Raw genomic sequence first — 21,735 nt, forward strand, 5'->3', positions numbered from 1 at the left:
CCAGCTAGCCAGGGCTGACAGACGGGAACGACGCGCAGGGGCGAGGCATGGGCGAGCGGCAGGACATCGGCTTCATCGGTCTCGGCGTGATGGGGCTGCCCATGGCGCTGAACCTGGCGCGGGCCGGGACGCGGCTCGTCGTCTGGAACCGCTCGCCGGAGAACCGCGAGGTGCTGCGCGCCGCCGGCGCCCGGGTGGCGCCGAGCGCGGCGGCCGTCTTCGCCGAGGTCGAGACGGCGGTCCTGATGATGGCCAACGAGGCCGCGGTCGATGCCGTGCTGGGGCGCGGGCAGGCGGTCTTCGCGGCCAACGTCGGCGGCCGCACCCTCGTTCAGATGGGCACGGTCTCCCCGGCCTATTCGGAGGCGCTGGAGGCCGAGGTCCGGGCAGCCGGTGGCCGCTACGTCGAGGCCCCGGTCTCCGGCTCGCGCAAGCCGGCCGAGTCCGGCGAGCTGGTCGTGATGCTGGCCGGCGAGCCGGCGGCCGTCGCGGCGGTCGAGCCGCTGCTCCGGCCGCTCTGCCGGGAGGCCTTCGTCTGCGGCGAAGTGCCGAAGGCCCTGCTCATGAAGCTGGCCAGCAACGCCTTCCTGATCCCGACCGTCACCGGCCTAGTCGAGGCCTTCCACCTGGCCGAGCGCTACGGCCTCGACCGGCAGCAGTTCCTGGCCGTCGTGAACGGCGGCCAGATCGCCAGCGCCATCTCGCGCGTCAAGGCCGGGAAGCTGGCGGCCGGCGACTTCGCCGTCCAGGCCGCCATCGCCGACGTGCTGAAGAACTGCCGCCTCGCCGCCGGGGCCGCCCGGGACGCCGGGCTGGCCGCGCCGCTGCTCGAGCTCTGCCGGCAGCTCTACGAGGAGACGCAGGCCCTGGGCTTCGGCGAGGCCGACATGATCGCCGTGCTGCACGCCCTCGAGGCCCGCAGCGATGGAGATCGGGAGACGCCGCCAGCCGCGCCGGCGTGATCCGGGACGACGTCCTAGAGGGCGCCCGGGACGGGCTGCCTGCGGGCGAGTTCCAGGAAGGCGGCGAGGGCGGTCGACTGGTAGGCGTCGCTGCGGCGGACGAAGAGCGTCTCGACCCGGGCCTGCTCGGGCGGCAGCTCGTGGACGGCGACCCTGCCGTCCTGCCAGGCCGCCGCGACCACGCCCTTCGGCAGCAGCGTCACGCCGACGCCGGCCGACACGCAGCTCACGATCATGTCCAGCGAGCCGAACGCCAGCGGCTCGGCCGTGACGATGCCGAGGCCGGCCAGCAGCGCCTCGAGCCGCTGGCGGTAGGAACAGCCGAGCTGGAAGACGATGGTCTTGAGGTCGGGCACCCCGGCCAGCTCCTCCGGCGCCCGCACGGCGCGGGAGGTCACGAGCACCAGCTCCTCGCGGAACAGGACCTCCTGGTGCAGCTCCGGATGGTTGACCGGGCCGGCGACGAAGGCACCTTCGAGGCGGTAGCCGAGGACCTCGTCGAGCAGACTGCGCGTCGTGCCGGTCGTGACCACGAGGCGCACCGCCGGATAGCTCTTGGCGAAGCGCGTGAGCAGAGGTGAAAGGCGCAGCGCCGCGGTGCTTTCCAGGCTGCCGAGCTGCAGCGCCCCGTGCGGCGTGCCGTCGTCCCGCGCCGCCGTCTCGGCATCGGCGAGCAATCGGGTGATGCGCGCGACGAACGGCAGCATCCGCAGGCCGGCCGGCGTCGTCGTCACGCCCCGGGCGTGGCGCTGGAACAGCCTGACGCCGAGCTCCTTCTCCAGGGCGCGGACTCGGGCCGTGACGTTGGACTGGACGGTGTGCAGCTCCTGGGCGGCGCGGTTCATGCTGCCGTGCCGTGACACGGCCTCGAACAGCCTGAGGTCGGAGACGTCCATGGGCTTGCTATCCGGTCAGATGATCGATTCGAGCTGGATCATACGTCTGAAACGATAGGCTGGGACCCCGAAACGCCGCGACCTCCGGTTCCGGGGACGTTGCCGTCGGCGCTACGCGAGGCGCACATCTCAGTCGAAGAGATAGGTATTATCAAATAAATTCGTTTTTCCAGATTAGAAGGCGATCCCACTCTCTCTGCATGCGATAGCCGAGGAGCGAGCGATGGCCGATACGATCGTCCGGGAAGCCCGGGGACACGCGGTGCCGCCGGTGCGTGTGCGGAGGGCGCTGCTGTGCGCCTTCTGCGCCAGCCTGATCGGCATCGGGCTCGCCCGCTTCGCCTATACGCCGCTGCTGCCCGCGATCATCGGCGCCGGCTGGTTCGGCCCCTCGGCGGCCGCCTACCTCGGTGCCGCGAACCTGGCGGGCTATCTTGCCGGCGCCCTGCTCGGCCGACCGATGGCGGCGCGGCTGCCGCCGGTTGCGCTGCTGCGCGCCATGATGCTGGTCGCGACGGCGGCCTTCTTCGCTTGCGCCTGGCCACTCAGCGTGCCCTGGTTCTTCGTCTGGCGCTTCGCCGCGGGCTGGGCCGGTGGCGCGCTGATGGTGCTGGCGGCGCCGAGCGTCCTGCCGCACGTGCCGCCGGCGCGGCGTGGCCTGGCGGGTGGCGCGATCTTCATGGGCGTCGGCGTCGGGGTCGCCCTGTCGGGGACGCTGGTGCCGCTGCTGCTGGAACAGGGGCTGAGGCAGGCCTGGTACGGCCTGGGCGGGCTCTCGCTGCTGCTGACCGCGGCCGGCTGGGCCGGCTGGCCGGGCGACGCGGCGCCGGCCGCCGCGCCGGCGGTGCAGCCGCATCCGCCGCGGCCGGGACGGCTGCGGGCGCTCTACGCGGAATATGCGCTGAACGCCGCGGGCTGGGTGCCCCACATGATCTTTCTGGTCGACTTCGTCGCCCGCGGGCTGGGCCAGGGCATCGAGGCCGGGGCGGCCTACTGGGTGCTGTTCGGGCTCGGCGCCACGGCGGGGCCGATCCTCGCCGGGGCCCTGGCCGACCGCACCGGCTTCGGCACGGCGCTGCGCCTAGCCTTCCTGCTGGAGGCCTGCGCCGTCGCGATCCCGGCGCTCGGCCTGGGCCAGGCCTGGCTGATCGCGTCGAGCGTCGTGGTCGGGGCCTTCGTCACCGGCACCGTGCCGCTGATGCTCGGGCGGATCGGCGAGCTGCTGCCGCACCACCCGGCCCAGCAGAAGGCGGCCTGGAGCCGGGCGACCGCGGCCTTCGCGCTGTTCCAGGCGGCCGCCGCCTACCTGCTCTCCTTCGTCTTCGCGGAGAGCGGCGGCGACTACCGGCTGCTGTTCGTCGCCGGCACCGCCGCGATGGTGCTCGCGCTGGCCATCGATCTCGCGGCCGGCCCGGCCGCCTCCGGCCGTGGTCCGGGCGGCGGCCGGCATCGGGCCGGTCACGGTATCGCGAAATAGCCCCGGACCAGCTTCGGGATCTCGTCCTCGGAGGTGCGGGACTCCAGGACGGGCGAGGCCTCGTCGGGCGCGCTGCGGATCACGCTGTCGACGGCGCGGGTGACGACGAAAAGGTCGGTCTGGGAGGGTATGGCGGCGCCGGCCGGCAGCGCGCGGTCGGGGTGGCTCGGCAGCAGGTCGGCGATCTCGTGGACGGGCCGGGCCATCTCCCCGCCGCCGCGGGCGAACAGCGTCTCCACCAGGATGCGGCGGGCCCCGGGGCGTCGGCGAGCACTGCGCGCCGAGCATCGGGCCTGAGACCCTGCGCGACGGGCGGTCGCCGGCGACGTTCCCGGTCGGCGGACGGCCGCCCGGGACGCCGGGCTGGCCGCGCCGCTGCTCGATCTCTGCCGGCAGCTCTACGAGGAGACGCAGGCCCTGGGCTTCGGCGAGGCCGACACGATCGCCGTGCTGCACGCCCTCGAGGCCCGCAGCGAGGCGCGCGGCGTGACGTCGTCCTGAGGCCCCGCCCTAGGAGCTGGCTGCGCCGCGGCGCGGCCGGCGCACGGCGCGCACCTTGCCGCTGTTGCCGCCGCCGCAGAAGAAGCGCTCGGCGCCGTCGGACTCGAGCCCCGACACGGCGGTGCCGGCCGGCATCTCCAGGCGCTCCAGGACCTCGCCGCTTGCGGGGTCGATGCGCCGGAGGTCGCTCTCGTCGCCTTCCCAGGTGCCGTGCCAGAGCTCGCCCTCGACCCAGGTGACGCCGGTCACGAAGCGGTCGGACTCGATGGTGCGCAGGATCGCGCCGGTCTCGGGGTCGACCTGATGGATGCGCCGGCCGCGATGCTGGCCGACCCAGAGCGAGCCTTCCGCCCAGGCCAGCCCCGAATCGCCGCCGTCGCCCGGCGCCGGGATCGTCGCGAGCACCTCGCCGGTGCCCGGATCGATCCTGCGGATCCTGTCCTCGGCGATCTGGAACAGGTGCCGGCCGTCGAAGGCGGTGCCGGCGTGCGCCGGGACCTCGAGCGTGCGCAGGATCTCGCCGCTGCCGGGGTCGAGGGCGTTCAGCCGCCCGCCGCCGGCGAACCAGACCTGCCGGCCGTCGAAGGTCACGCCGCCCACCTGGTCGCTGCCGGGGAAGGGCCCGTATTCGCGGAGAATCTCTGCCTGGGCGCGTTTCATGGAGCGATCCTAGCTCCCCGGCAGCGGGCCGGGGAGTAACAAGGCCGTCGCGAATCCCGGGAGCGGCGGGGTCGTCCAGCGGCGCGCCCGCCCGCGGCCGTAGGCCTGCACCTTGCCGGCCGCCGACAGAGCGTCGAGCGCCCGCTGCACGCTGCGCTGGCTGGTGCCGAGCGCAAGCGCCAGGGCCGAGCTCGACCAGGCCTCGCCGTCGGCGAGGAAGGCCAGCACCGCTGCGTGCTCCTCCTCGACCGGCCGGGCCAGCACGACGACCTCCAAGGCCCGGCGCGGCGCCAGCACGAAGCCCCGCTTCGTCGCGCTGACCCCGGCCAGCGGCCTAAGCTCGGCGCGCAGCCGGCCGATCTCGACCCTGAGGCGCGCGCGGTGCGACTCGTCGGCCTGCCGGGCGCGGAACGCCCGCTTGACCAGCTCGTCCCGCGAGACGTCGGCCGGCCAGGCCTCGGCGAGGGCGCGGGCGAGGGCGAAGAGGACGGGCCGCGTGGCAAGTGGTACCGAGCCCTCCGCGTCGCGCAAGACGTGGCGGCAGGCATCGACGACGAGGGCCGGCGAGGCCAGCAGCGCCTCGACCTCCTCGAGCCGCAGCGGCCGCTCGCCGTCGTGCCCGACCAGGCGGGCGGCGGGCTGGTCCAGCACCAGCGCCGCGCTCGTGACCTCCGCCGCCAGTGCCGGGATCGCCGCCGCCTGCGCCGCCCGCCGGGCCCGGGCCAGAGCCGCGCGCGCGGTCTCCGTGCGCAGGCGGCGGATCGCGATCCCCGCGACGACCAGCTCGGGGGTGGCTTCCAGCGCGGGCGGCAGGAAGCCCGGCTCCGGCGCGGCGAGCGCCCGATCGGCCTCGTCGAGGCGGCCGATCAGGAGCAGGCGCCTCGCCTCGATGGTCCGGGCGTGCGCCGCGTTGACGCGGTCGCCCTGCGCCGCCAGCGTCGCCTCGAGCGCCTTCGGCGGCCAGCCCAGGTCGCGCGAGACCAATGCGATCTCCGCCTCGGCGACGAGGCAGCGCGCGCGGGCGACCGCCTCCCTCGGGCCGAAGGCGCGCGCCGCCCGCCGCAGCAGGGCCTTGGCCCGGTCCAGGTCGCCGAGCTGCGCCATGGCGATGCCGCGGAGCGCGAGGGCCGGGGCGTCGTCGCGCAGCGCGACCCGCTTCAGGGCGCCGAGCGGATCGCCCGCCGCGAGGGCGCGGCCGGCGGCCGTGATCAGCGAGTCCATCGCGAACCCGCCCGGCCAAATCCCGCCAGAGATGTCACTCACGCCCTCCGTCGCCGATCGCGACTCTGGCCGCTCACCATCAGACACCAATGGAGAGTGGAACGATGAGACACAAGACCGGAAGCCGCGAAGAGTGGCTGACTGCCCGCCTCGACCTGCTCCAGGCGGAGAAGGAGCTGACGCGGCGCAGCGACGAGCTGGCGGAACGCCGGCGGCAGCTGCCCTGGGTGCGCATCGACAAGGCCTACCGCTTCGACACCGATACGGGTGGCGCCTCGCTGGCGGACCTGTTCCAGGGCCGCTCGCAGCTGCTCGTCTACCACTTCATGTTCGGGCCCGACTACACGGCGGGCTGTCCTTCCTGCTCGATGATCGCCGACGGCTTCGACGGCTTCGCCGTGCATCTCGCCAACCACGACGTGATGCTCTGGGCGGTGTCGCGGGCGCCGCTGGCCAAGCTCCAGGCCTACAAGGCGCGCATGGGCTGGCGCTTTCCCTGGGCCTCCTCGCACGGCGGCGACTTCAACCTCGACTTCAACGTCTGGTTCACGGCGGAGCAGCAGCAGGAGGGCGGCGTCGAGTACAACTACCGGCGCGAGCCGGCCCTGGAGCCGCGCCCGGCCGGGGAGGGCGGCTGCTTCATGACCTCCGGCACCGACCGGGCCACCTTCCTGCGCGAGCGGCCGGGCATGAGCGCCTTCGCGCTCGAGGACGGCGTCGTCTACCACAGCTACTCGACCTACGCGCGCGGCCTGGACGGCCTCTGGGGCTCCAACCAGTGGCTCGACCGGGCACCGCTCGGGCGCAACGAGGCCGGCGTCTGGTGGCGACGGCACGACGAGTACGACCATGCCTGACGGCCGCTCCCGCGGCCGCGCGGCCGAGGATCTGGGAGGCGGCCGTCCGGCCGCCTCCGCTGCCGCCGACTGGCTGTGCCTCGCCGCCACCCCGACCTTCGCGGTCCTGGCGCTGGCCGGGCTGCTCGGCGGCGGCCGGCCGGACGGGCTCTGCGCTGCCGGGCAGCACGGGGCGGGCCCGGGCGGGATGGCGACGATGTACCTGCTGATGGGCCTCTTCCATTCGGCGCCCTGGCTGCGGCGGGTCACCCGCCGAAGGGCGCCCGAGGCTCATGGCGGGCGCGGCCTCGCCGAGCGGGACGCCGGCAGCCCGGCAGCCGCGGTGCGATTCCGCTCCGCCGCACGGGGCGAGCGCGGGAGTGACGAGAGGTGCGCTTCGCAGCGCGCCGACGTCACCTGATCGCGGCGACCTGCCTCGGCGTCGCCGGGCGGTCTCAGACGGTGATGTTCAGGCCGGAGACGGAGCCCTGCGCGCTCTGCATCGTCGAGAGGGCCTTCTCCAGAAATGCGACCGCCTTGTCGTCGTGGCGCGCCTTCGCTCCCTCGATGCCCTGCATCGCCATCTTCGTGAAGTTGTAGCTCGTTGTGTCGCTGGCCGTGCCGACCTGCCCGCCGGTCGCCGTGGAGAGGTTCATGGTCATGTCGAGGAAGGCACCGCTGTCCGCGGGCGACATCTGGCCGCTCTTCAGCTGGTTGTTCATCCAGTCCAGGAGCTGCTGGGAGGTCATGTCGGTGAAGTCGAGGGTCTCGACGGTCGAGCTCGACGAGGCCGCGGGGTCGGAGGTCGCGGTCGAGCTCGCCGACGCCGCCGAGCCGGTGCTCGCGAGGGCCGAGGACGACGTCCCCAGCCCGCCGGCGCTTCCGCCGAGCAGGCTGGAGTAGAGGCTGCTCGCGTAAGGATTGACCTGCATCTGGCGCTCTCCCCCGATAGAGAAATAGAAGATCGACGAGGTGTTCGATCGCTTCCAAGCAATGTTCGTACCAGTGCATGGAAAGGAGAGAGGCAGCCGAGCGCGGGTTGGGCCGGACCGGTCCGACGGGAAGACCCGTTCCCTCGCCGGGGGATCTTTTTGCCTAGCGCGCAGATCTTGCCGCCCTCCGCCGCATCGCTGCAGGGCGGCGGCGCGAAGCGGGCAGCTGGGCCCGCTGCTACGCCAGCTCGTGCAGCGAGCGCCAGTCCGGGGTGACGTAATTGACGATCAGCGAGCGGCGCAGTCCGCGGATCGGGCGCGGCGAGAAGCCGTGCCAGGTGTCGTCGCCGGGAATGAAGATCATGCCGAGGTTGCGGCCGTAGGGCGCGGTCTTCACCAGGCGCTTGTCGGCGTCGTAGATGTCGGTGCCGGCGTCGGCCAGGGCCGGGTCGTCCGAGAGGTAGACCAGCATGGTGAAGAGCTTGGCGCGGATGTCGGTGTGCGGCTCCAGCCAGAAGCCGTCGCGGTCGCGGGTGTACTCGATGCGCAGCAGGCCCTTCGAGAGATCGACTCCGCAGGTCCGGCCGAGCGCCGCGACGACGGCGGGGTCCTTGAAGAGGGCGACGGTCGCGGCCGAGGCGGCGTGGCCGGCGCAAAAGCCGGGGGCGAGGAAGACCCGGGTCTGGTTGTTGGTCTCGCGGCGGCCGTCGAAGGACTCGGCCTCGGGCTCGGGCAGCTCCAGGGCGGCGAGGGCGTCGCAGAGATCGCCGGTCAGGACGTCGGACAGCAGCCAGTGGGCGTAGGGGCTCTCGCCCTTCTCCGCGGCCGCCAGGGCGGCGAGGAAGTGGTCGCGCCGGGCCGCAGGGGTGGCGGCGCTTTGCGGGGCCGCCTGCGCGGCGGTCATGGTCGCTGTCGTCATCGTGCCATCACCCGCTTGATCCGGGCCGAGAGGCGGTGGCGGGAAACCTCCCGCAGGTAGGCGGCCTCGTCGGTCAGCCAGTTGAACATCACGTAGCGCCGCGGCCCGACGAAGGGCTTGTGGCCGTGGTAGGAGTTGCTCGTGCGGCGGAAGGCGACGAGGGTGCCGGCCGTCGGCGGCACCTCGGCGACCTTGTCCTCGATGTCGTCGGGCCCGCGCAGCAGGCGCAGCCGGCCGCCGTCCTGCCGCCAGTCCTCGTTGAGGTAGAGCAGGCAGGTCACCAGCTTGCTCCGGGTGTCGGTGTGGATCCGGCCATCCTTGGCCTGGCAGTGGCCGCGCACCGTGACCATCAGGGGCTTGCCCTCGATCGGCGCGCCGAACTTGCGGGCTAGCAGCGATTCGAGCCGCGGGTCGCGGACCGCCTCGATCAGGCGGGAGAAGGCGCCGCGGCAGTCCAGCTCGCTGACCGGGAAGAGGCCCGGCTTCGCGATGGCGGGGAAGTCCCGGTTGATCCGGGCGACCGTGAGGTCGTCGAGCACCGGGGTCGCGACGAAATGGGGAAAGGGCTCGGTCGCGACGGGCGTCGCCGCGATGGCGTTGAGATCGATCAGGTCCATGGTCCGATCCGGCAGGCAGTCCGCTGACAGGCAGCCCACCTTGCCGCGCCGCAACGTCAAGCGGCTTTGATCCAGATCAGGTTGTGAGACGGTCTATCCGACCTCGGCCCCGCGCTCCTCCAGCAGCGCGCGCAGCACCGAGCGGTGGCAGCGCGCCTCCTTCTCGCAATAGCAGCCGAGCGAGAAGTCGGCGCCGTGGGACAGGGCGGCCAGCAGGTCGAGGGTGCGGCGCGCCGCCGGCTCCTCCATCTCCTTGCGGAAGGCACGCACGAAGGCCTGCCACTCCTTGTCGGAGGCGGCGGCCAGGGCCTGCTTGACCAACTCGGCGCTGGGCGAGAGCTCGGGGTACCAGACGTCGTACCAGTCGTCGGCCGCGTAGCGCTCCTTGGGCACGCCGCGCGGCGGTCGGCGCACCGTGCCGATCCGCGTGCCCTCGCCGGGCACGCGGGGCGTGCCGAGCCGGACGATCCTGAGGGTCACGGCGCGGCCGTCCTGCCGGCCGTCAGGCCGCCTCGGTGCGCCGCGGCAGCTTCCAGCCCGGCCGCACGAAGTGGCAGGTGTAGCCGTGCGGGTAGCGCTGCAGGTAGTCCTGGTGCTCGGGCTCGGCCTCCCAGAAGTCGCCGGCCGGCTCGACCTCGGTGACCACCTTGCCGGGCCAGAGGTCGGAGGCCTCGACGTCGGCGATCGTGTCCAGCGCGACCTGCCGCTGCGCCTCGCTGGTATAGAAGATCGCCGAGCGGTAGCTCGGACCGCGGTCGTTGCCCTGGCGGTTCTTCGTGGTCGGGTCGTGGATCTGGAAGAAGAACTCCAGCAGCGCGCGGAAGCTGGTCTGCTCCGGATCGAACAGGATCTCGACCGCCTCGGCGTGGTTGCCGTGGTTGCGGTAGGTCGCGTTCGGCACCTCGCCGCCGCTGTAGCCGACCCGCGTCGAGATCACGCCCGGCTGCTGGCGGATCAGCTCCTGGACGCCCCAGAAGCAGCCGCCGGCCAGGACCGCCCGCTCCTCGTTCATGCCGGCCTCGCTCATCCCACTTCCTCCACCTGGTCGAGATAGGCAGCGTAGCCCTCGGCCGCCATGTCGTCACGATGGACGAAGCGCAGCGAGGCCGAGTTGATGCAGTAGCGCAGGCCGCCGCGGTCGCGCGGGCCGTCCGGGAAGACGTGGCCCAGGTGGCTGTCGCCGTGCGCCGAGCGCACTTCGGTGCGGATCATGCCGTGGGTCCTGTCGGTCAGCTCGGCGACGTTGGCCGGCTCGATCGGCTTGGTGAAGCTCGGCCAGCCGCAGCCCGACTCGTACTTGTCGGACGAGGCGAAGAGCGGCTCGCCCGACACCACGTCGACGTAGATGCCGGGCTCCTTGTTGTAGAGAAGCTCGCCGGTGCCGGGGCGCTCGGTGCCGCTCTGCTGGGTCACGCGGTACTGCTCGGGCGTGAGGCGCGCGAGGGCCTCGTCGGTCTTGCGATAGTCGGCCATTCCTTCTTCTCCTTTTGCCGAAGAAGGTAGGCTGGCCGGGCCGGATTTTCGAGACCCGCCTCGGCGCCGCCGGCGGGCCGGCCGATCACGATGCCGGCACCGGCCCTCGCGGCCTATGCCCGGAGCCACTGCTCCAGGGCGTCCTGCTTCGGCAGGCCGCCGGCATGGACGACCTTGCCGTCGACCACGATGCCCGGCGTCGAGACGACGCCGAAGCGGGCGATCTCCGCGTAGTCGGTGACCTTCTCGACGGCGACCTCGATGCCGAGCTTCGCGGCGGCGGCCTTCACCATCGCTTCCGTGGTCTCGCAGCGCTTGCAGCCGGGACCGAGCACCTTCACGTCCTTCATCGTTCGAGCTCCTCGCGGGCGTTACTGGAACAGCAGGTTGAACAGGAAGCCGACGGCCAGGATGCCGCTGCCGACGACGCCGACGAAGACCGCGATCAGGGGCAGGGTCAGGACCTTGCGCAGGATCACCATCTCGGGCAGCGACAGCGCGATCACCGACATCATGAAGGCGAGCGTCGTGCCGAGCGCGGCGCCCTTGCCGAGCAGCGCCTCGACGATCGGGATGACGCCGGCGGCGTTGGTGTACATCGGGATGCCCATGACGACGGCGGCCGGCACCGACCACCAGGCGTCGGCGCCCATGATCCGGACCATCAGGTCGGCCGGCACGTAGCCGTGGATCGCGGCGCCGACGGCGATGCCGGCGATGATCCAGATCCAGACCCGGCCGACGATGTCCCTGACCGCGTCGAGGCCGAGCCTGAGGCGGTCGACGAAACCGAGCTGCGCATCCGGGATCGCCGCCTCGCCGCCGGCGTGGATCTCCCTCACCCAGCCCTGCAGCCAGCCTTCCAGCCTCAGGCGGCCGATCACCCAGCCGGCGACCATGGCGACGGCGAGGCCGAAGCCGAGGTAGGTGAGGGCGACCGGCCAGCCGACCAGGCCGAACAGCAGGCCGAGCGCGACCTCGTTGACCATCGGCGCGGCGATCAGGAAGGAGAAGGTCACGCCGAGCGGCACGCCGGCGGACACGAAGCCGATGAACAGCGGCACGGCGGAGCAGGAGCAGAAGGGCGTCAGCACGCCAAGCCCGGCGGCCAGCACGTTGCCGATGCCCTCGCGGCGGCCGGCCAGCAGGGCCCGCGTCTTCTCGGGCGAGAAGTAGCTGCGCACCACGCCCATCGCGAAGACGATCAGGGTCAGCAGCAGCACGACCTTGGGCGTGTCGTAGAAGAAGAAGGCCAGCGCCGAGCCGAGGTGGCTCGTCCGCTCGACGGGGAGCTGGGCGACCAGCCACTCGGAGAGGGGGACGAGCTGGCTGTAGAGCAGGCCCCAGGCGACCAGGCCCGCCGCCAGGCCGGCCAGCCAGGGCCGGAGCGGGTCGTGCTTCGGGCCGTCGTGACGGCCGGCAAGGGTGTCGGTGCTCATGCGGCGACCTGCTCCTCAGTTTCGGCGGCGGCGATCACAGCATCGACGACGCGTGCCGCGCTGTGCGGCAGATCAGGATTCCGCCGGTAGCGGACCCACTGGGCGTCGCGCCGGTCGACGACCAGCCCGGCCGCCTTGAGCACGGCCATGTGCCGCGACATGCGCGACTGGGTCGCGTCGAGCCGGGCCATCAGCTCGCAGACGCAGTGCTCGCCGCCGCTCCAGACCAGCCGCATGGCGGCCAGCCGGGTCGGTTCGGACAGGGCGGCGAGAACCTGCTGGACGGGCATCTGTATATTCCCTAAAGCGCATATGCGGTCAAGCGCATAGATAGGATCGCAAGTGGACCGTGCCAAGGAGATTCCTCCAGGTTCGCTCCGACTGCGCGCCCGCGGGCGGCAACGAAGGCTGGATCGGCGGACCGGCCCGTGGCAGCAAGGCGGGCGGAGGCGGCAGGGCAGAGCAGGAGGCGGCGCGATGAAGGAGCTCGGCCCGGCGCCGCTGATGGCGGGCTTCCGGCTCCGCGACGTCGCGGTCGGCGGCGGCATCACGATCCGCGCGGCGACGGCGGGCAGCGGGCCGGCGCTGCTGCTGCTTCACGGCCATCCCCAGACCCACGTCACCTGGCGCAAGATCGCGCCGGCGCTCGCCGGGCGCTTCAGCGTCGTCGCTGCCGACCTGCGCGGCTACGGCGACAGCAGCAAGCCGGCCGGCGGCGGCGACCACGCGGCCTACTCGAAGCGCGCCATGGCGGCCGACCAGATCGCGCTGATGCGGGCGCTCGGCCACGAGCGCTTCGCCGTCGTCGGCCACGACCGCGGCGGCCGGGTCGCGCACCGGATGGCGCTCGATCACCCCGGCGCGGTCGAGCGGCTGGCGGTCTTCGACATCGCGCCGACCGCGACGATGTACGCCCGCACCGACCGGGCCTTCGCGACCCGCTATTTCTGGTGGTTCTTCCTGATCCAGCCGGCGCCGTTGCCGGAGCGGATGATCGATGCGGACCGGGCCTGGTACCTCAGGCGCCACATCGACAACCAGCTGAAGACCCCCGGCGCCACCGAGCCCGAGGCCTTCGCCGAGTACCTGCGCTGCTACGACGACCCGGCGACGGTCCACGCGATCTGCGAGGACTACCGCGCGGCCGCCTCCATCGACCTGGAGCACGACGCGGCCGACGCCGGGGCCAAGGTCGAGGCGCCGCTGCTGGCGCTCTGGGGCGGCAGGGGGACGGTCGGCGCGCTCTACGACGTGCCGGAGACCTGGCGGGAGAAGGCGCGGGACGTCCGGGGCCGGGCGCTCGACTGCGGCCACTGCCTGCAGGAGGAGCGGCCGGACGAGGTGCTGGAAGAGCTGCTCGGGTTCCTCAACCGATAGCGGGGCCGCTCAGCGCGTCGGCGACGAAGTCGGCGAAGGCGCGGGCCTTGGCGCTCGCCAGCCGGCCGCCCGGGAAGACCGCCCAGAGGTCGAGCGCCGGCAGGGACCAGTCGGGCAGCAGCCGCCGGACCGCGCCGCTCCCCAGCTCCGGCGCGAACATCCAGTCCGAAGCGACCGCGAGGCCCAGGCCGGCCAGCACGGCGGCGCGCACCCCCTCGGCGGCGCTGACCTCGAGCCGCGGGCGCATCGCGACCGAGGCCTCCGTGCCGTCGCGCCGGAAGGCCCAGGTCCGCCCCTCGCGGCTGTAGACGACGGCCGCGTGGTCGGCGAGCTCGGCCGGGCTGAGCGGCTCGCCGGCCCTTGCGAGGTAGCCCGCGCTCGCGACCAGCGAATGGCCGCCGACGGCGAGCTTGCGGGCGACCGCCGTCGAGTCCGGCAGCCGACCCATGCGCAGCGAGACGTCGATGCCCTCCTCGACCAGGTCGATCATCCGGTCGTCGAGGATCACCTCCATCTCCAGGGCGGGGTGGCGCTCGAGGAAGGCCGGCAGCCGCGGGATCACGTGCATCCGAGCGAAGGTCGTCGCGGCCGAGACGCGCAGACGGCCCGACAGGCCGGCGCCCTCGCCGCGCGCCGCCAGCTCGGCCTCCTCGGCCTCCTCGAGGGCGCGCCGCGCCCGCTCGCAGAAGCGCTGGCCGGCCTCGGTCGTGGCCAGGCCGTGGGTCGAGCGCAGCAGCAGGCGCACGCCGAGCCGGGCCTCCAGCTGTGCCACGCTCTTCGACACCGCCGGCTGGCCGACGCCGAGCTGCCGGGCGGCCGCGGAGAAGGAGCCGGTCTCGGCGACCCTGAGGAAGGTCGCCATCGCCTGGAAGCGGTCCATGGGCTGCTCCTTGTCCCCGGTCGTCGTGGAATGAGAGATGCCCGCCATCGGCCCATCTCATTCCCATGGAGAATAGGCGATAGTCGCCCACGCCGGCTACAGCCGCACCGCCGATCGGCGCACCTCCTGGCCAGGGCAGAGGCCCGCAACCAGAGGAGACCGACGATGACCCTTCAAGCCAGGCTGGACGCCTTCAAGGCCGACTTCGAGGCCGGCAAGCCGCCCTACAACGTGCCGCCCGCGGTGATCGAGACGATGCACCGGGCGACCGCGGAGCTGATCGCCTCGGGCGCCGCCGGGCGCGCGCTGAAGGCCGGCGACCGGGCGCCCGCCTTCACCCTGCCCGATCCGGACGGCAGGCCGGTCTCCTCGGCGGCGCTGCTCGCCGAAGGGCCGCTGGTCGTCAGCTTCTACCGCGGCGTCTGGTGCCCCTACTGCAACATGGAGCTGCAGGCGCTGCAGGCGGCGCTGCCGGCCTTCGAGGCAGTCGGGGCGAAACTCCTCGCGATCTCGCCGCAGAGCGCCCCCAACAGCCGCAAGTCGGCGCGCCAGAACGGCCTGGCCTTCCCGATCCTGTCGGACGCGGGCAACGAGGTCGCCGCGGCCTTCGGCCTGCGCTTCCGGCTGCCGGACTACCTGGTCGAGCTCTACAAGTCCCTGAAGAACGACCTGCCGGCCTTCAACGGCGACGACAGCTGGACGCTGCCGATGCCGGGACGCTTCGTGATCGATCGGGACGGCACGATCCTCTACGCCGAGGTCAACCCCGACTACACCCGGCGGCCGGAGCCCGAGGAGCTGCTGCCGGCGATCCGCCGGGCGGCCGAGGCGGCCGCCTGACCCGACGCCCGGGGCGGCCGCCCGCCGCGGCGGCAGCCCCGGGCGGTCTGGTGCCGCACGGCGCTCTCGTCTATCCTGGAACAATTGAGGAACGACGATCGGAGCGGCGGCCATGGCGAAACGGGCGGGCAGCGCCGACCTGCCCCTGCACGGCGGGCGGGTGCCGCGCTGGCTGGGCGAGCGCATGACCCGGCTCGGCACGGTGATGGTCGAGGCGATCGTGCTGGAGTACGGCCGCGACGAGCTGCTGCGCCGCCTGGCCCATCCCTTCTGGTTCCAGTCCTTCGGCGCGGTGATGGGCATGGACTGGCACTCCTCCGGCATCACCACCTCGGTGCTCGGCGCGCTCAAGCGCGGCCTCGCGCCGAAGGCCGGCGAGCTCGGCCTTCATGTCTGCGGCGGCCGCGGCAAGCACTCCCGCGCGACGCCGGCGGAGCTGGCCGCCGTCGGCGAGCGGGTCGGGCTCGACGGCGCGGCCCTGGCCCGGGCCAGCCGCCTGGTCGCCAAGGTCGACAGCGCTGCCGTGCAGGACGGCTTCGAGCTCTACCTGCACGGCTTCGTCGTGACCGACGAGGGCCGGTGGGTCGTGGTCCAGCAGGGCATGAACGGCGAGCGCCGCCAGGCGCGGCGCTACCACTGGCTCTCGGAGGGGCTGACCTCCTTCGTCGACCAGCCGCACGCCGCCATCGAGGGGCGCGGCCAGGGCACCATCGTCAACCTCGCCGACCGCCGCGCCGAGGCCTCCAGGCGCGGCCAGCTCGCCCTGCTCGGCGACCTCGGGCCCCAGGGCATCGTCCGCGAGCTGTCGCGGCTCGAGCCGGATGCGGCGCCCGCCGCGGCCGGGCCGCAGCCGCTGCTGCCGCACCTGGTGCTGCCCGACCGCCACGAGGTCCGGGCCGGCGACGTCGTCGCGCGGCGGCTGCACGGCGCCCTGGCCGCGGCGGCCGAGCAGGGCCCGAGGGACTTCGCTGAGCTGCTGCTGGTCCCGGGGATCGGCCGGCGCACCGTGCGCTCGCTGGCCCTGGTCGCCGAGGTGCTGCATGGCGCGCCCTGCCGCTTTTCCGACCCGGCGCGCTTCTCGCTGGCCCACGGCGGCAAGGACCGCCAGCCCTTCCCGGTGCCGACTGCGGTCTACGACCGCACGATCCGGGTCCTGAAGTCTGCGGTCGCGAACGCCAGGCTGGGCCGCGACGAGGAGCTCGGCGCGCTCAAGCGCCTCGACGACCAGGCCCGGCGCCTGGAGCGCAGCGCGACCGGCCCCTCGCTCGAGGCCTTCGTCGCCGGGGAGCGACGCCGGTCCCACGACTACGGCGGCCGCAGCGTCTTCGGCTGGGAGCCGGCGCCGGAGCGGGCCGCGGGGCAGATCAGCGAGCCGGTCCCGAGGTGAGCGTGGACCGAGGCACCAACGTGACCTCCGGCTCGCTCGATGGTAGGATGGATCCGAATTGGCGTCGGAATGGAACCATGCCCGTCAATCTCTCGATCAAGAACGCGCCCGACGATGTCGTGTTGCGCCTGAAACGGCGGGCCGAGCGGCACCATCGGTCCCTGCAGGGCGAACTGCTGGCGATCATCGAAGCTGCTGTCCGCGAGGATCGGCCGGCGACACCTGCCGAAGTCCTGGCGGAGGTCCGCCAACTCGGGTTGTCGACGCCGAGTGAGGCGGCAGAGGTGATCCGTGCCGATCGTGACGGACGTTAGGGTGGTCGATGCCTCGGCGCTGGCCGCCATCCTGTTCGGAGAGCCCGAGGGAGCCCGCGTCGCGGCGCTATTGGCGGACGCTCGCCTGGTGGCGCCGCACCTGCAAGCATTCGAACTCGCCAACGTCTGCGTCGTGAAATGCCTGCGTCACGCCGACCGGCGCGCAGCGATTCGCCGCGCCTTCGGCCTCCGCACGCGACTTGCGATAGCGGAACTCGCGGTCGATCAGGCGGGCGTCGTCGACCTGGCGCTGGCCACCGGCCTCACGGCCTACGACGCCAGCTATCTGTGGCTCGTAAAGGAACTCGCGGCCCCTCTCGTGACGCTCGACCGAAAGCTCGAGCAGGCCGCCTTGGGTCTGGTGCCGCGCGCCGACTGAAGCGGCGGGCGCTCAGTCTCCTGCGACCTCCGCGATCGTCCGCGCGATGGCGGCCATGACCCTGGCCCAGCCGCCGCTCATGGCGTCGAAGGCGAAGTCGTTGCCCGGCGAGCGGAAGCCGGCGTGGACCAGGCGCAGGCGCGTGCCGCCCTCGACGGCGGCCAGCGTCCAGGTCACGACGCTGTCGAGGCGCGAGCCGTAGCGGCCGTTGGTCGCCGAGCCGCCGACCCAGCTGTAGACCAGCCGCTCGTCCGGCACGACCTCCAGCACCTCGCAGTGCACCACGCCGTCCCAGTCGCCCATCGGCCTGGTCCGGAAGGTGAAGCGCCGGCCGACGACGGCCTCGAAGTCGTTGGGCATCAGCCAGCGGGCGATCAGCCCGGCCTCGGTCAGGGCCTTCCAGACCAGCGCGGGCGGGTGCGGCAGGACCTCCTCGACGACGATCTCGCGAGTCCGCGGCTCGCAGGTCTCCGGGGGGCGGACCCCAGCGCTCAACGGTCGATCTCCTGCAGCAGCTCCCTCAGGCCGGCGAAGCGCTCGCGCCAGAAGGTCCCGTAGTGGCCGAGCCAGTCGACCAGCGGCGCCAGGCCCTGCGGCGCGGCGCGGTAGCGCACGCTGCGGCCCTGCCGCCGCTCGGCGACCAGGCCGGCTTCCCTCAGGCTGCGCAGATGCTGGGAGACCGCCGGCTGCGAGACGCCGCTGCCGCGCGTCAGCTCGGCGACCGTGATCTCCTCGGCTGCGACGATGCGCTCGAAGACCGCCCGCCGGGTCGGATCGGCGAGGCTGCGCATCACGGTACCCACGTCCGCTGTCGGAAGCATGACCAAGTATAGGCCGATACTTATTAATAAGTGAACGCCGCGACATTATACTTGACGTACCCACCTCGTGAGCCCACGTTGGGGTTACAAGGAGATACGCCGATGTCCGTGCTTTCTGCCCCTCACTTCCACGACGAGCAAGCGGCCTACGAGTTCGTAGAGGCGCGCGTCTGGCCGAACGGCCGGGTCTGCCCGCATTGCGGCGTTGTCGACCGCAGCGGCCCGCTGAAGGGCAAGAGCACCCGCATCGGCACCTACAAGTGCTATGCCTGCCGCAAGCCCTTCACCGTCAAGATCGGCACCATCTTCGAGGCGAGCCACGTCAAGCTGCACCTGTGGCTTCAGGCGATCGCCCTGATGTGCGCCAGCAAAAAGGGCATCAGCAGCAATCAGCTCCACCGCACCCTGGGCGTGACTCTCAAGACCGCCTGGTTCATGTCGCACCGCATCCGCGAGGCCACGCGCGACGGCGATTTCTCGCCATTCGGCGGATCCGGCGGCGATGTCGAAGTCGACGAGACTTTCATCTGGCGTGATCCCGACGCGCGGCCGACCCCGAAGCACGCCCATGCGACTTGGGTCGAGAAGATCAAAGTGCTGTCGCTCGTCGACCGCGAGAGCGGCCGCGCACGCAGCTACGTCGTCGACAGCCTGAGCGCCAAGGATGTCCAGCCGATCCTGTCGGCCAACATCGCGAAGGAAGCGCGGCTGCTGACCGATGAAGCGCCCCGCTATATCAAGTTCGGCCGCCAGTTCGCGGCGCACGGCTCGGTCAATCACAAGAAAGACGAGTACGTGTCGCGCGAAGACCCGACCATCCACACCAACACCATCGAAGGCTATTTCTCGGTGTTCAAGCGCGGAATGAAGGGCACCTATCAGCATTGCGCGAAGCGCCACATGCACCGCTATCTGGCCGAATTCGATTTCCGGTACAATCACCGCATCGCCAACGGCTACGACGATCAGGAACGCGCCGAGCGGGCGCTCAAGGGCGTCGTCGGCAAGCGGTTGACCTACCGAACGACTAACCGGGAAGTGAGCGCCAATGGCTAAGCCGAAGCGCGAAGACGACAAGCCGAACAAGTCTCAGAAAGAGCGCTTCATCGAGACCGCCCGCGAGTTGGAAGTGGACGAGTCCGAGGAAGCGTTCGAGCGCGCATTCAAGAAAATCGTTCCATCTAAAATCAAAAATCCAACCGCCGATTAAAAATCGGCGTTATTCCAAGTCATTATATATGGTTTTGCTGTCACAGATATGATCAATCTGGCGGCATTTCTGTCATAATTTCCATTGACACTTTGAAGCATCATGTCTGTCTCAACAGATATTTGGCTGATTATTCCGTCGTCTTCCAAAAGACAATACAGGGGATTTAAGTCATCCGCAAGATCGCCAGAAAACTCGCCCACTTTCGGTAGCCTGAGAGCATCGAACAAGGTCTTGAGCCGATTGTCTATATCCCCGGAACTAAGCAAATTGCCCGGCGGGTCTGGCCTAAGAAAAAGTATGTCCAAGTGGCAAGTCAGACATAGATCGTCTGTGATCAATGGAACAAATTTATTATCGCCCATGCAAAATCTTTGTTTTAGCTCATCTCTTCGAAGTTCATGCTTTATATCCGGCCCATCATTGTATTTATGTCTCAGGATAGGATGAGTATCCCACAACCTTTTTAGTTGCCAATGGAAATAGGTCCGTATTGCATGCTTATGCTCAGACCGTGTGCTGCTGCGCGACGCCCCCAACAGCGGCCCTTCGTAGGTGAGACGAAACTCCATCGCATCTTCTCTGTATGACTCTGGATCGGTCATCAGCATGGCACGCGAACGCCATGATGCAGCATCGCTCATGCTAGCACCCCCCGCCGAGTCGGGGTACGGGAAGTATAACATCGCCGTGAACGCTTATATGGTCGGCCGGGCTGCCGCCTTTTGCCGCAAGGCGGTACGGCGGCCCCCCGCCGTGCTATAGCGCGCTGTCGCGCTCGATCCGGTGCGTCTCGCGGCCGCCCGCAGAAGGTTGCCCGAGGTCGGCTTCGGCGCGATCGGGGGGACGCTGGCCAGACCCGGCCCGGCGCCCAACGTGCCAGCAAGAGCACAGCTCTGGGGGGATCCGGCACATGCTCGACTATCTCAGAAACTCGGCCTTCATCTCGGTCCGGGACGTCGGCCTGTTCCTGGCCAGCGCCCGCAGCGATGCGCGGCTCGAGTCGCTGCGCCGCGACGGCCCGGCCGCCGCGGCCTTCGACCGGCTCTATGCCGACGCGGCGCACAACGACCCCTGGGCCTCGGGGCGGCCGCAGTACCAGTACCAGCGGCGCAAGTACGATGCCCTGGCCCGCTTGCTGCCGAAGCGCCGCTACCGGCGGGCGCTCGACCTCGGCTGCGGGCTCGGACTGTTCAGCGAGCGGCTGTCGTGCTGCGCCGACCAGGTACTGGGCATCGACATCTCGGAGGTCGCCATCGGCCGGGCCGCGGAGCGGACGCGGCGCGCGGGCAACGTCGAGCTGCGCCAGGGCGACATCCTCGACCTCGGGCCGGAGCTCGACGGCAGCTTCGACCTCGTCGTCGTGGCCGACACGATCTACTACCTGCCGCAGCCGATCCAGGACACGACGCTGAAGGCCCTGGCGGCGCGGATCTCGGAGCTGCTGGCGCCGGACGGCATCCTCTTGGTCGCCAACCACTACTTCCCGATGCCCAACGCCGAGACCCGCCTGACCCGGCGGATCCACCAGTCCTTCCAGTGGTCGCCGCGGCTGACCCTGTTCTCCGAGCACAAGGGCGCCTTCTTCCTGGCCAGCCTGCTCGGCCCGGTCGCCGCGCCGGCCTGACGGGCCCGGCCGAAGCAGCCGTCATCGGGGCTTTGGCGGGAGCGCCGATTCACGCTATCGATGCGCGATGGGGTTCGGGGTCTTCATCCATCGCTCGGATTCGATCTACGAGGACAGTCCGGCCGAGCAGTACCAGTTCCCGCGCCAGTACCTGGGGCGGGTCCAGGCCTGCGTCGGCGGCTGGATCGTGTATCTGGAGCCGAGCAAGGTGCCGGGGACCCGCGGCTATTTCGCCGTCGCCAAGGTCGGGCAGGTCATTCCCGATCCCAAGGCGCCGGCCATGTACCTCGCGCTCATCGAGCCCGGCAGCTACCTGAGCTTCCCCACCCCCGTTCCCTTCAGCGACCCCGACGGCGTGATCGAGCGTGGCCTGCTGAACGCCGAGGGGCGGCTATCGGGCCGCGCCCAGGCGGCGGTACGTCCCCTGTCGGCGGCAGACTTCAACCGCATCCTGGCCCGTGGCCTGGAAGAGCCCGCTCCGCTGTTGCCTCGGGTCGATTCCGCGATGCCGAGCGCCGGCCTGGAGGAGGAACCGCTGCCGTTCCTGTACGAGCAGGAACGGCAGCGCGTCCTGACGTCCCGCCTCTATCGGGACCGCGTCTTCCGCCGCACCGTCTTGCAGGCCTACGACGAGCGTTGCGCGATCACCGGCCTCAAGCTGATCAACGGTCGCGGCCGTGCAGAGGTCGAGGCCGCTCACATCCGGCCCGTCGGCGCGAGCGGGCCCGACGACGTGACCAACGGCCTCGCGCTGTCGGGGACGGTGCACTGGATGTTCGACCGCGGCCTGCTCAGCCTGGCAGACGATTTGACGATCCTGCTCTCTCGGCAGATCAACGACGTGGAGAGCGTGCGGGCGTTGCTCAACAGGGATGGTCGTGCCCGGTCGCCGCGACGTCCCTCGGACCGGCCGCATCCGCACTTCCTGCAGTGGCACCGCGAGAACTGCTTCAAGTGCTGAGCCGGC

At 71.3% G+C, this 21,735-nt stretch carries 30 protein-coding genes; 13 read left to right on the forward strand and 17 right to left on the reverse strand.

Features of this window, described 5'->3' with window-relative positions; genetic code table 11:
• Nucleotides 1-47: 47 nt before the first annotated feature.
• The gene (locus tag B9O00_RS05100; protein ID WP_085121362.1) at nucleotides 48-962 is read left to right on the forward strand and encodes an NAD(P)-dependent oxidoreductase; all 915 of its coding nucleotides are present in this window, start codon (nucleotides 48-50) and stop codon (nucleotides 960-962) included.
• A gap of 14 nt (nucleotides 963-976) precedes the next feature.
• Here the strand turns inward: B9O00_RS05100 and B9O00_RS05105 are convergent, their stop codons facing one another.
• Complete coding sequence (locus tag B9O00_RS05105) at nucleotides 977-1,858, reverse strand: LysR family transcriptional regulator (protein WP_085121363.1); 882 nt, start codon at nucleotides 1,856-1,858, stop codon at nucleotides 977-979.
• A 223-nt stretch (nucleotides 1,859-2,081) separates the two neighbouring features.
• Here B9O00_RS05105 and B9O00_RS05110 point away from each other — a divergent pair, with 223 nt between their 5' ends.
• Nucleotides 2,082-3,335, forward strand: coding sequence for a YbfB/YjiJ family MFS transporter (locus B9O00_RS05110; protein ID WP_085121364.1), 1,254 nt, complete (start codon nucleotides 2,082-2,084; stop codon nucleotides 3,333-3,335).
• On the opposite strand, the gene B9O00_RS05115 is transcribed toward B9O00_RS05110, so the two are convergent.
• From B9O00_RS05115 to B9O00_RS05125, 3 genes are all read right to left on the reverse strand, one after another.
• Nucleotides 3,317-3,541 carry a hypothetical protein gene (locus B9O00_RS05115; RefSeq protein WP_143596151.1) on the reverse strand — a complete coding sequence of 75 codons (225 nt, stop codon included), beginning with the start codon at nucleotides 3,539-3,541 and terminating at the stop codon, nucleotides 3,317-3,319. The two genes, B9O00_RS05110 and B9O00_RS05115, sit on opposite strands and share 19 nt — an antisense overlap.
• Before the next feature lie 304 nt (nucleotides 3,542-3,845).
• Nucleotides 3,846-4,496: a Vgb family protein gene (locus B9O00_RS05120; protein ID WP_085121367.1), complete on the reverse strand. Its 651-nt coding sequence runs from the start codon at nucleotides 4,494-4,496 to the stop codon at nucleotides 3,846-3,848.
• Nucleotides 4,497-4,505: 9 nt separating this feature from the next.
• Nucleotides 4,506-5,717: a helix-turn-helix domain-containing protein gene (locus tag B9O00_RS05125; RefSeq protein ID WP_085121369.1), complete on the reverse strand. Its 1,212-nt coding sequence runs from the start codon at nucleotides 5,715-5,717 to the stop codon at nucleotides 4,506-4,508.
• 104 nt (nucleotides 5,718-5,821) lie between these two features.
• Here B9O00_RS05125 and B9O00_RS05130 point away from each other — a divergent pair, with 104 nt between their 5' ends.
• On the forward strand, nucleotides 5,822-6,574 hold the full coding sequence (locus tag B9O00_RS05130) for a DUF899 domain-containing protein (protein WP_085121370.1): 753 nt from the start codon (nucleotides 5,822-5,824) through the stop codon (nucleotides 6,572-6,574).
• Nucleotides 6,567-6,974, forward strand: a complete 408-nt coding sequence (locus B9O00_RS33390; RefSeq protein ID WP_179243964.1) for a hypothetical protein — start codon at nucleotides 6,567-6,569, stop codon at nucleotides 6,972-6,974. The genes B9O00_RS05130 and B9O00_RS33390 overlap by 8 nt, the downstream gene beginning before the upstream one ends.
• 34 nt (nucleotides 6,975-7,008) lie before the next feature.
• Here the strand turns inward: B9O00_RS33390 and B9O00_RS32330 are convergent, their stop codons facing one another.
• From B9O00_RS32330 to B9O00_RS05180, 9 genes are all read right to left on the reverse strand, one after another.
• On the reverse strand, nucleotides 7,009-7,485 hold the full coding sequence (locus B9O00_RS32330) for a hypothetical protein (protein ID WP_143596152.1): 477 nt from the start codon (nucleotides 7,483-7,485) through the stop codon (nucleotides 7,009-7,011).
• 238 nt (nucleotides 7,486-7,723) lie between these two features.
• Nucleotides 7,724-8,404, reverse strand: coding sequence for a 2OG-Fe(II) oxygenase (locus tag B9O00_RS05145; RefSeq protein WP_218822884.1), 681 nt, complete (start codon nucleotides 8,402-8,404; stop codon nucleotides 7,724-7,726).
• Nucleotides 8,401-9,021, reverse strand: a complete 621-nt coding sequence (locus B9O00_RS05150) for a 2OG-Fe(II) oxygenase family protein (protein WP_085121373.1) — start codon at nucleotides 9,019-9,021, stop codon at nucleotides 8,401-8,403. Before B9O00_RS05150 ends, B9O00_RS05145 begins: the two co-directional genes overlap by 4 nt.
• A 93-nt stretch (nucleotides 9,022-9,114) precedes the next feature.
• Entirely contained in the window at nucleotides 9,115-9,501 is a 387-nt protein-coding gene (locus B9O00_RS05155) for a DUF488 domain-containing protein (RefSeq protein ID WP_085121375.1), read from the reverse strand.
• A gap of 22 nt (nucleotides 9,502-9,523) precedes the next feature.
• Entirely contained in the window at nucleotides 9,524-10,048 is a 525-nt protein-coding gene (msrA, locus tag B9O00_RS05160; RefSeq protein WP_322111201.1) for a peptide-methionine (S)-S-oxide reductase MsrA, read from the reverse strand.
• Complete coding sequence (gene msrB / locus B9O00_RS05165; protein ID WP_085121376.1) at nucleotides 10,045-10,494, reverse strand: peptide-methionine (R)-S-oxide reductase MsrB; 450 nt, start codon at nucleotides 10,492-10,494, stop codon at nucleotides 10,045-10,047. The genes msrA and msrB overlap by 4 nt, the downstream gene beginning before the upstream one ends.
• A 113-nt stretch (nucleotides 10,495-10,607) precedes the next feature.
• Nucleotides 10,608-10,844 (reverse strand): thioredoxin family protein, encoded by a 237-nt coding sequence (locus B9O00_RS05170; protein ID WP_085121377.1) that lies wholly within the window; start codon nucleotides 10,842-10,844, stop codon nucleotides 10,608-10,610.
• A 21-nt stretch (nucleotides 10,845-10,865) separates the two neighbouring features.
• Nucleotides 10,866-11,933, reverse strand: coding sequence for a permease (locus B9O00_RS05175; protein WP_085121378.1), 1,068 nt, complete (start codon nucleotides 11,931-11,933; stop codon nucleotides 10,866-10,868).
• Nucleotides 11,930-12,223 carry an ArsR/SmtB family transcription factor gene (locus tag B9O00_RS05180; protein WP_085121379.1) on the reverse strand — a complete coding sequence of 98 codons (294 nt, stop codon included), beginning with the start codon at nucleotides 12,221-12,223 and terminating at the stop codon, nucleotides 11,930-11,932. Before B9O00_RS05180 ends, B9O00_RS05175 begins: the two co-directional genes overlap by 4 nt.
• Nucleotides 12,224-12,410: 187 nt before the next feature.
• Between B9O00_RS05180 and B9O00_RS05185 the strand changes: the two genes are divergently transcribed.
• Nucleotides 12,411-13,310, forward strand: a complete 900-nt coding sequence (locus B9O00_RS05185; RefSeq protein WP_085121381.1) for an alpha/beta fold hydrolase — start codon at nucleotides 12,411-12,413, stop codon at nucleotides 13,308-13,310.
• Here B9O00_RS05185 and B9O00_RS05190 read toward each other — a convergent pair.
• Nucleotides 13,300-14,190, reverse strand: coding sequence for a LysR family transcriptional regulator (locus tag B9O00_RS05190; RefSeq protein ID WP_085121382.1), 891 nt, complete (start codon nucleotides 14,188-14,190; stop codon nucleotides 13,300-13,302). The two genes, B9O00_RS05185 and B9O00_RS05190, sit on opposite strands and share 11 nt — an antisense overlap.
• A 165-nt stretch (nucleotides 14,191-14,355) precedes the next feature.
• On the opposite strand from B9O00_RS05190, the gene B9O00_RS05195 reads away from it, so the two are divergent.
• From B9O00_RS05195 to B9O00_RS05210, 4 genes are all read left to right on the forward strand, one after another.
• Nucleotides 14,356-15,030: a peroxiredoxin-like family protein gene (locus B9O00_RS05195; RefSeq protein ID WP_085121383.1), complete on the forward strand. Its 675-nt coding sequence runs from the start codon at nucleotides 14,356-14,358 to the stop codon at nucleotides 15,028-15,030.
• A gap of 112 nt (nucleotides 15,031-15,142) precedes the next feature.
• Complete coding sequence (locus B9O00_RS05200; RefSeq protein WP_085121384.1) at nucleotides 15,143-16,417, forward strand: DUF763 domain-containing protein; 1,275 nt, start codon at nucleotides 15,143-15,145, stop codon at nucleotides 16,415-16,417.
• 77 nt (nucleotides 16,418-16,494) lie between these two features.
• Nucleotides 16,495-16,731: a FitA-like ribbon-helix-helix domain-containing protein gene (locus tag B9O00_RS05205; RefSeq protein WP_085121385.1), complete on the forward strand. Its 237-nt coding sequence runs from the start codon at nucleotides 16,495-16,497 to the stop codon at nucleotides 16,729-16,731.
• A complete protein-coding gene (locus tag B9O00_RS05210) occupies nucleotides 16,709-17,110 on the forward strand; it encodes a type II toxin-antitoxin system VapC family toxin (protein ID WP_218822883.1) in 402 nt (133 codons plus the stop codon). The genes B9O00_RS05205 and B9O00_RS05210 overlap by 23 nt, the downstream gene beginning before the upstream one ends.
• 12 nt (nucleotides 17,111-17,122) lie before the next feature.
• On the opposite strand, the gene B9O00_RS05215 is transcribed toward B9O00_RS05210, so the two are convergent.
• Together B9O00_RS05215 and B9O00_RS05220 are read right to left on the reverse strand one after the other, a co-directional pair.
• Nucleotides 17,123-17,605: an SRPBCC family protein gene (locus tag B9O00_RS05215; RefSeq protein ID WP_085121386.1), complete on the reverse strand. Its 483-nt coding sequence runs from the start codon at nucleotides 17,603-17,605 to the stop codon at nucleotides 17,123-17,125.
• Nucleotides 17,602-17,901 carry an ArsR/SmtB family transcription factor gene (locus B9O00_RS05220; protein WP_322111203.1) on the reverse strand — a complete coding sequence of 100 codons (300 nt, stop codon included), beginning with the start codon at nucleotides 17,899-17,901 and terminating at the stop codon, nucleotides 17,602-17,604. Before B9O00_RS05220 ends, B9O00_RS05215 begins: the two co-directional genes overlap by 4 nt.
• Before the next feature lie 132 nt (nucleotides 17,902-18,033).
• Between B9O00_RS05220 and B9O00_RS05225 the strand changes: the two genes are divergently transcribed.
• Together B9O00_RS05225 and B9O00_RS32995 are read left to right on the forward strand one after the other, a co-directional pair.
• A complete protein-coding gene (locus B9O00_RS05225) occupies nucleotides 18,034-18,987 on the forward strand; it encodes an IS1595 family transposase (RefSeq protein WP_085121387.1) in 954 nt (317 codons plus the stop codon).
• Nucleotides 18,980-19,141, forward strand: coding sequence for a hypothetical protein (locus tag B9O00_RS32995; RefSeq protein WP_159460114.1), 162 nt, complete (start codon nucleotides 18,980-18,982; stop codon nucleotides 19,139-19,141). The genes B9O00_RS05225 and B9O00_RS32995 overlap by 8 nt, the downstream gene beginning before the upstream one ends.
• Here B9O00_RS32995 and B9O00_RS32335 read toward each other — a convergent pair.
• Nucleotides 19,138-19,785: a hypothetical protein gene (locus B9O00_RS32335; protein WP_143596153.1), complete on the reverse strand. Its 648-nt coding sequence runs from the start codon at nucleotides 19,783-19,785 to the stop codon at nucleotides 19,138-19,140. The genes B9O00_RS32995 and B9O00_RS32335 overlap by 4 nt on opposite strands.
• A gap of 269 nt (nucleotides 19,786-20,054) precedes the next feature.
• Between B9O00_RS32335 and B9O00_RS05230 the strand changes: the two genes are divergently transcribed.
• Entirely contained in the window at nucleotides 20,055-20,768 is a 714-nt protein-coding gene (locus B9O00_RS05230) for a class I SAM-dependent methyltransferase (protein ID WP_085121388.1), read from the forward strand.
• A gap of 67 nt (nucleotides 20,769-20,835) precedes the next feature.
• Entirely contained in the window at nucleotides 20,836-21,729 is an 894-nt protein-coding gene (locus B9O00_RS05235; protein WP_085121389.1) for an HNH endonuclease, read from the forward strand.
• The last annotated feature ends 6 nt before the right edge of the window (nucleotides 21,730-21,735 follow it).

Origin of the sequence: Tistlia consotensis USBA 355 (assembly GCF_900177295.1) — a bacterium.
GTDB classification, from domain to species: domain Bacteria; phylum Pseudomonadota; class Alphaproteobacteria; order Kiloniellales; family DSM-21159; genus Tistlia; species Tistlia consotensis.

What these genes read in the sequence shown, in the direction of transcription:
- B9O00_RS05170 (WP_085121377.1), bottom strand. Translation starts at nt 10,844, where the DNA reads ATGAAGGACGTGAAGGTGCTCGGTCCCGGCTGCAAGCGCTGCGAGACC.
- B9O00_RS05130 (WP_085121370.1), top strand. Translation starts at nt 5,822, where the DNA reads ATGAGACACAAGACCGGAAGCCGCGAAGAGTGGCTGACTGCCCGCCTC.
- B9O00_RS05185 (WP_085121381.1), top strand. Translation starts at nt 12,411, where the DNA reads ATGAAGGAGCTCGGCCCGGCGCCGCTGATGGCGGGCTTCCGGCTCCGC.
- B9O00_RS05225 (WP_085121387.1), top strand. Translation starts at nt 18,034, where the DNA reads ATGTCCGTGCTTTCTGCCCCTCACTTCCACGACGAGCAAGCGGCCTAC.
- B9O00_RS05180 (WP_085121379.1), bottom strand. Translation starts at nt 12,223, where the DNA reads ATGCCCGTCCAGCAGGTTCTCGCCGCCCTGTCCGAACCGACCCGGCTG.
- B9O00_RS05190 (WP_085121382.1), bottom strand. Translation starts at nt 14,190, where the DNA reads ATGGACCGCTTCCAGGCGATGGCGACCTTCCTCAGGGTCGCCGAGACC.
- msrA (WP_322111201.1), bottom strand. Translation starts at nt 10,048, where the DNA reads ATGAGCGAGGCCGGCATGAACGAGGAGCGGGCGGTCCTGGCCGGCGGC.
- B9O00_RS05105 (WP_085121363.1), bottom strand. Translation starts at nt 1,858, where the DNA reads ATGGACGTCTCCGACCTCAGGCTGTTCGAGGCCGTGTCACGGCACGGC.
- B9O00_RS05200 (WP_085121384.1), top strand. Translation starts at nt 15,143, where the DNA reads ATGGCGAAACGGGCGGGCAGCGCCGACCTGCCCCTGCACGGCGGGCGG.
- B9O00_RS05235 (WP_085121389.1), top strand. Translation starts at nt 20,836, where the DNA reads ATGGGGTTCGGGGTCTTCATCCATCGCTCGGATTCGATCTACGAGGAC.
- B9O00_RS05110 (WP_085121364.1), top strand. Translation starts at nt 2,082, where the DNA reads ATGGCCGATACGATCGTCCGGGAAGCCCGGGGACACGCGGTGCCGCCG.
- B9O00_RS05100 (WP_085121362.1), top strand. Translation starts at nt 48, where the DNA reads ATGGGCGAGCGGCAGGACATCGGCTTCATCGGTCTCGGCGTGATGGGG.
- B9O00_RS05220 (WP_322111203.1), bottom strand. Translation starts at nt 17,901, where the DNA reads ATGCGCAGCCTCGCCGATCCGACCCGGCGGGCGGTCTTCGAGCGCATC.
- B9O00_RS05195 (WP_085121383.1), top strand. Translation starts at nt 14,356, where the DNA reads ATGACCCTTCAAGCCAGGCTGGACGCCTTCAAGGCCGACTTCGAGGCC.
- B9O00_RS32330 (WP_143596152.1), bottom strand. Translation starts at nt 7,485, where the DNA reads ATGCAGGTCAATCCTTACGCGAGCAGCCTCTACTCCAGCCTGCTCGGC.
- B9O00_RS05115 (WP_143596151.1), bottom strand. Translation starts at nt 3,541, where the DNA reads ATGGCCCGGCCCGTCCACGAGATCGCCGACCTGCTGCCGAGCCACCCC.
- B9O00_RS05145 (WP_218822884.1), bottom strand. Translation starts at nt 8,404, where the DNA reads ATGACGACAGCGACCATGACCGCCGCGCAGGCGGCCCCGCAAAGCGCC.
- B9O00_RS05125 (WP_085121369.1), bottom strand. Translation starts at nt 5,717, where the DNA reads ATGGACTCGCTGATCACGGCCGCCGGCCGCGCCCTCGCGGCGGGCGAT.
- B9O00_RS05150 (WP_085121373.1), bottom strand. Translation starts at nt 9,021, where the DNA reads ATGGACCTGATCGATCTCAACGCCATCGCGGCGACGCCCGTCGCGACC.
- B9O00_RS33390 (WP_179243964.1), top strand. Translation starts at nt 6,567, where the DNA reads ATGCCTGACGGCCGCTCCCGCGGCCGCGCGGCCGAGGATCTGGGAGGC.
- B9O00_RS05230 (WP_085121388.1), top strand. Translation starts at nt 20,055, where the DNA reads ATGCTCGACTATCTCAGAAACTCGGCCTTCATCTCGGTCCGGGACGTC.
- msrB (WP_085121376.1), bottom strand. Translation starts at nt 10,494, where the DNA reads ATGGCCGACTATCGCAAGACCGACGAGGCCCTCGCGCGCCTCACGCCC.
- B9O00_RS32335 (WP_143596153.1), bottom strand. Translation starts at nt 19,785, where the DNA reads ATGAGCGATGCTGCATCATGGCGTTCGCGTGCCATGCTGATGACCGAT.
- B9O00_RS05175 (WP_085121378.1), bottom strand. Translation starts at nt 11,933, where the DNA reads ATGAGCACCGACACCCTTGCCGGCCGTCACGACGGCCCGAAGCACGAC.
- B9O00_RS05120 (WP_085121367.1), bottom strand. Translation starts at nt 4,496, where the DNA reads ATGAAACGCGCCCAGGCAGAGATTCTCCGCGAATACGGGCCCTTCCCC.
- B9O00_RS32995 (WP_159460114.1), top strand. Translation starts at nt 18,980, where the DNA reads ATGGCTAAGCCGAAGCGCGAAGACGACAAGCCGAACAAGTCTCAGAAA.
- B9O00_RS05205 (WP_085121385.1), top strand. Translation starts at nt 16,495, where the DNA reads ATGCCCGTCAATCTCTCGATCAAGAACGCGCCCGACGATGTCGTGTTG.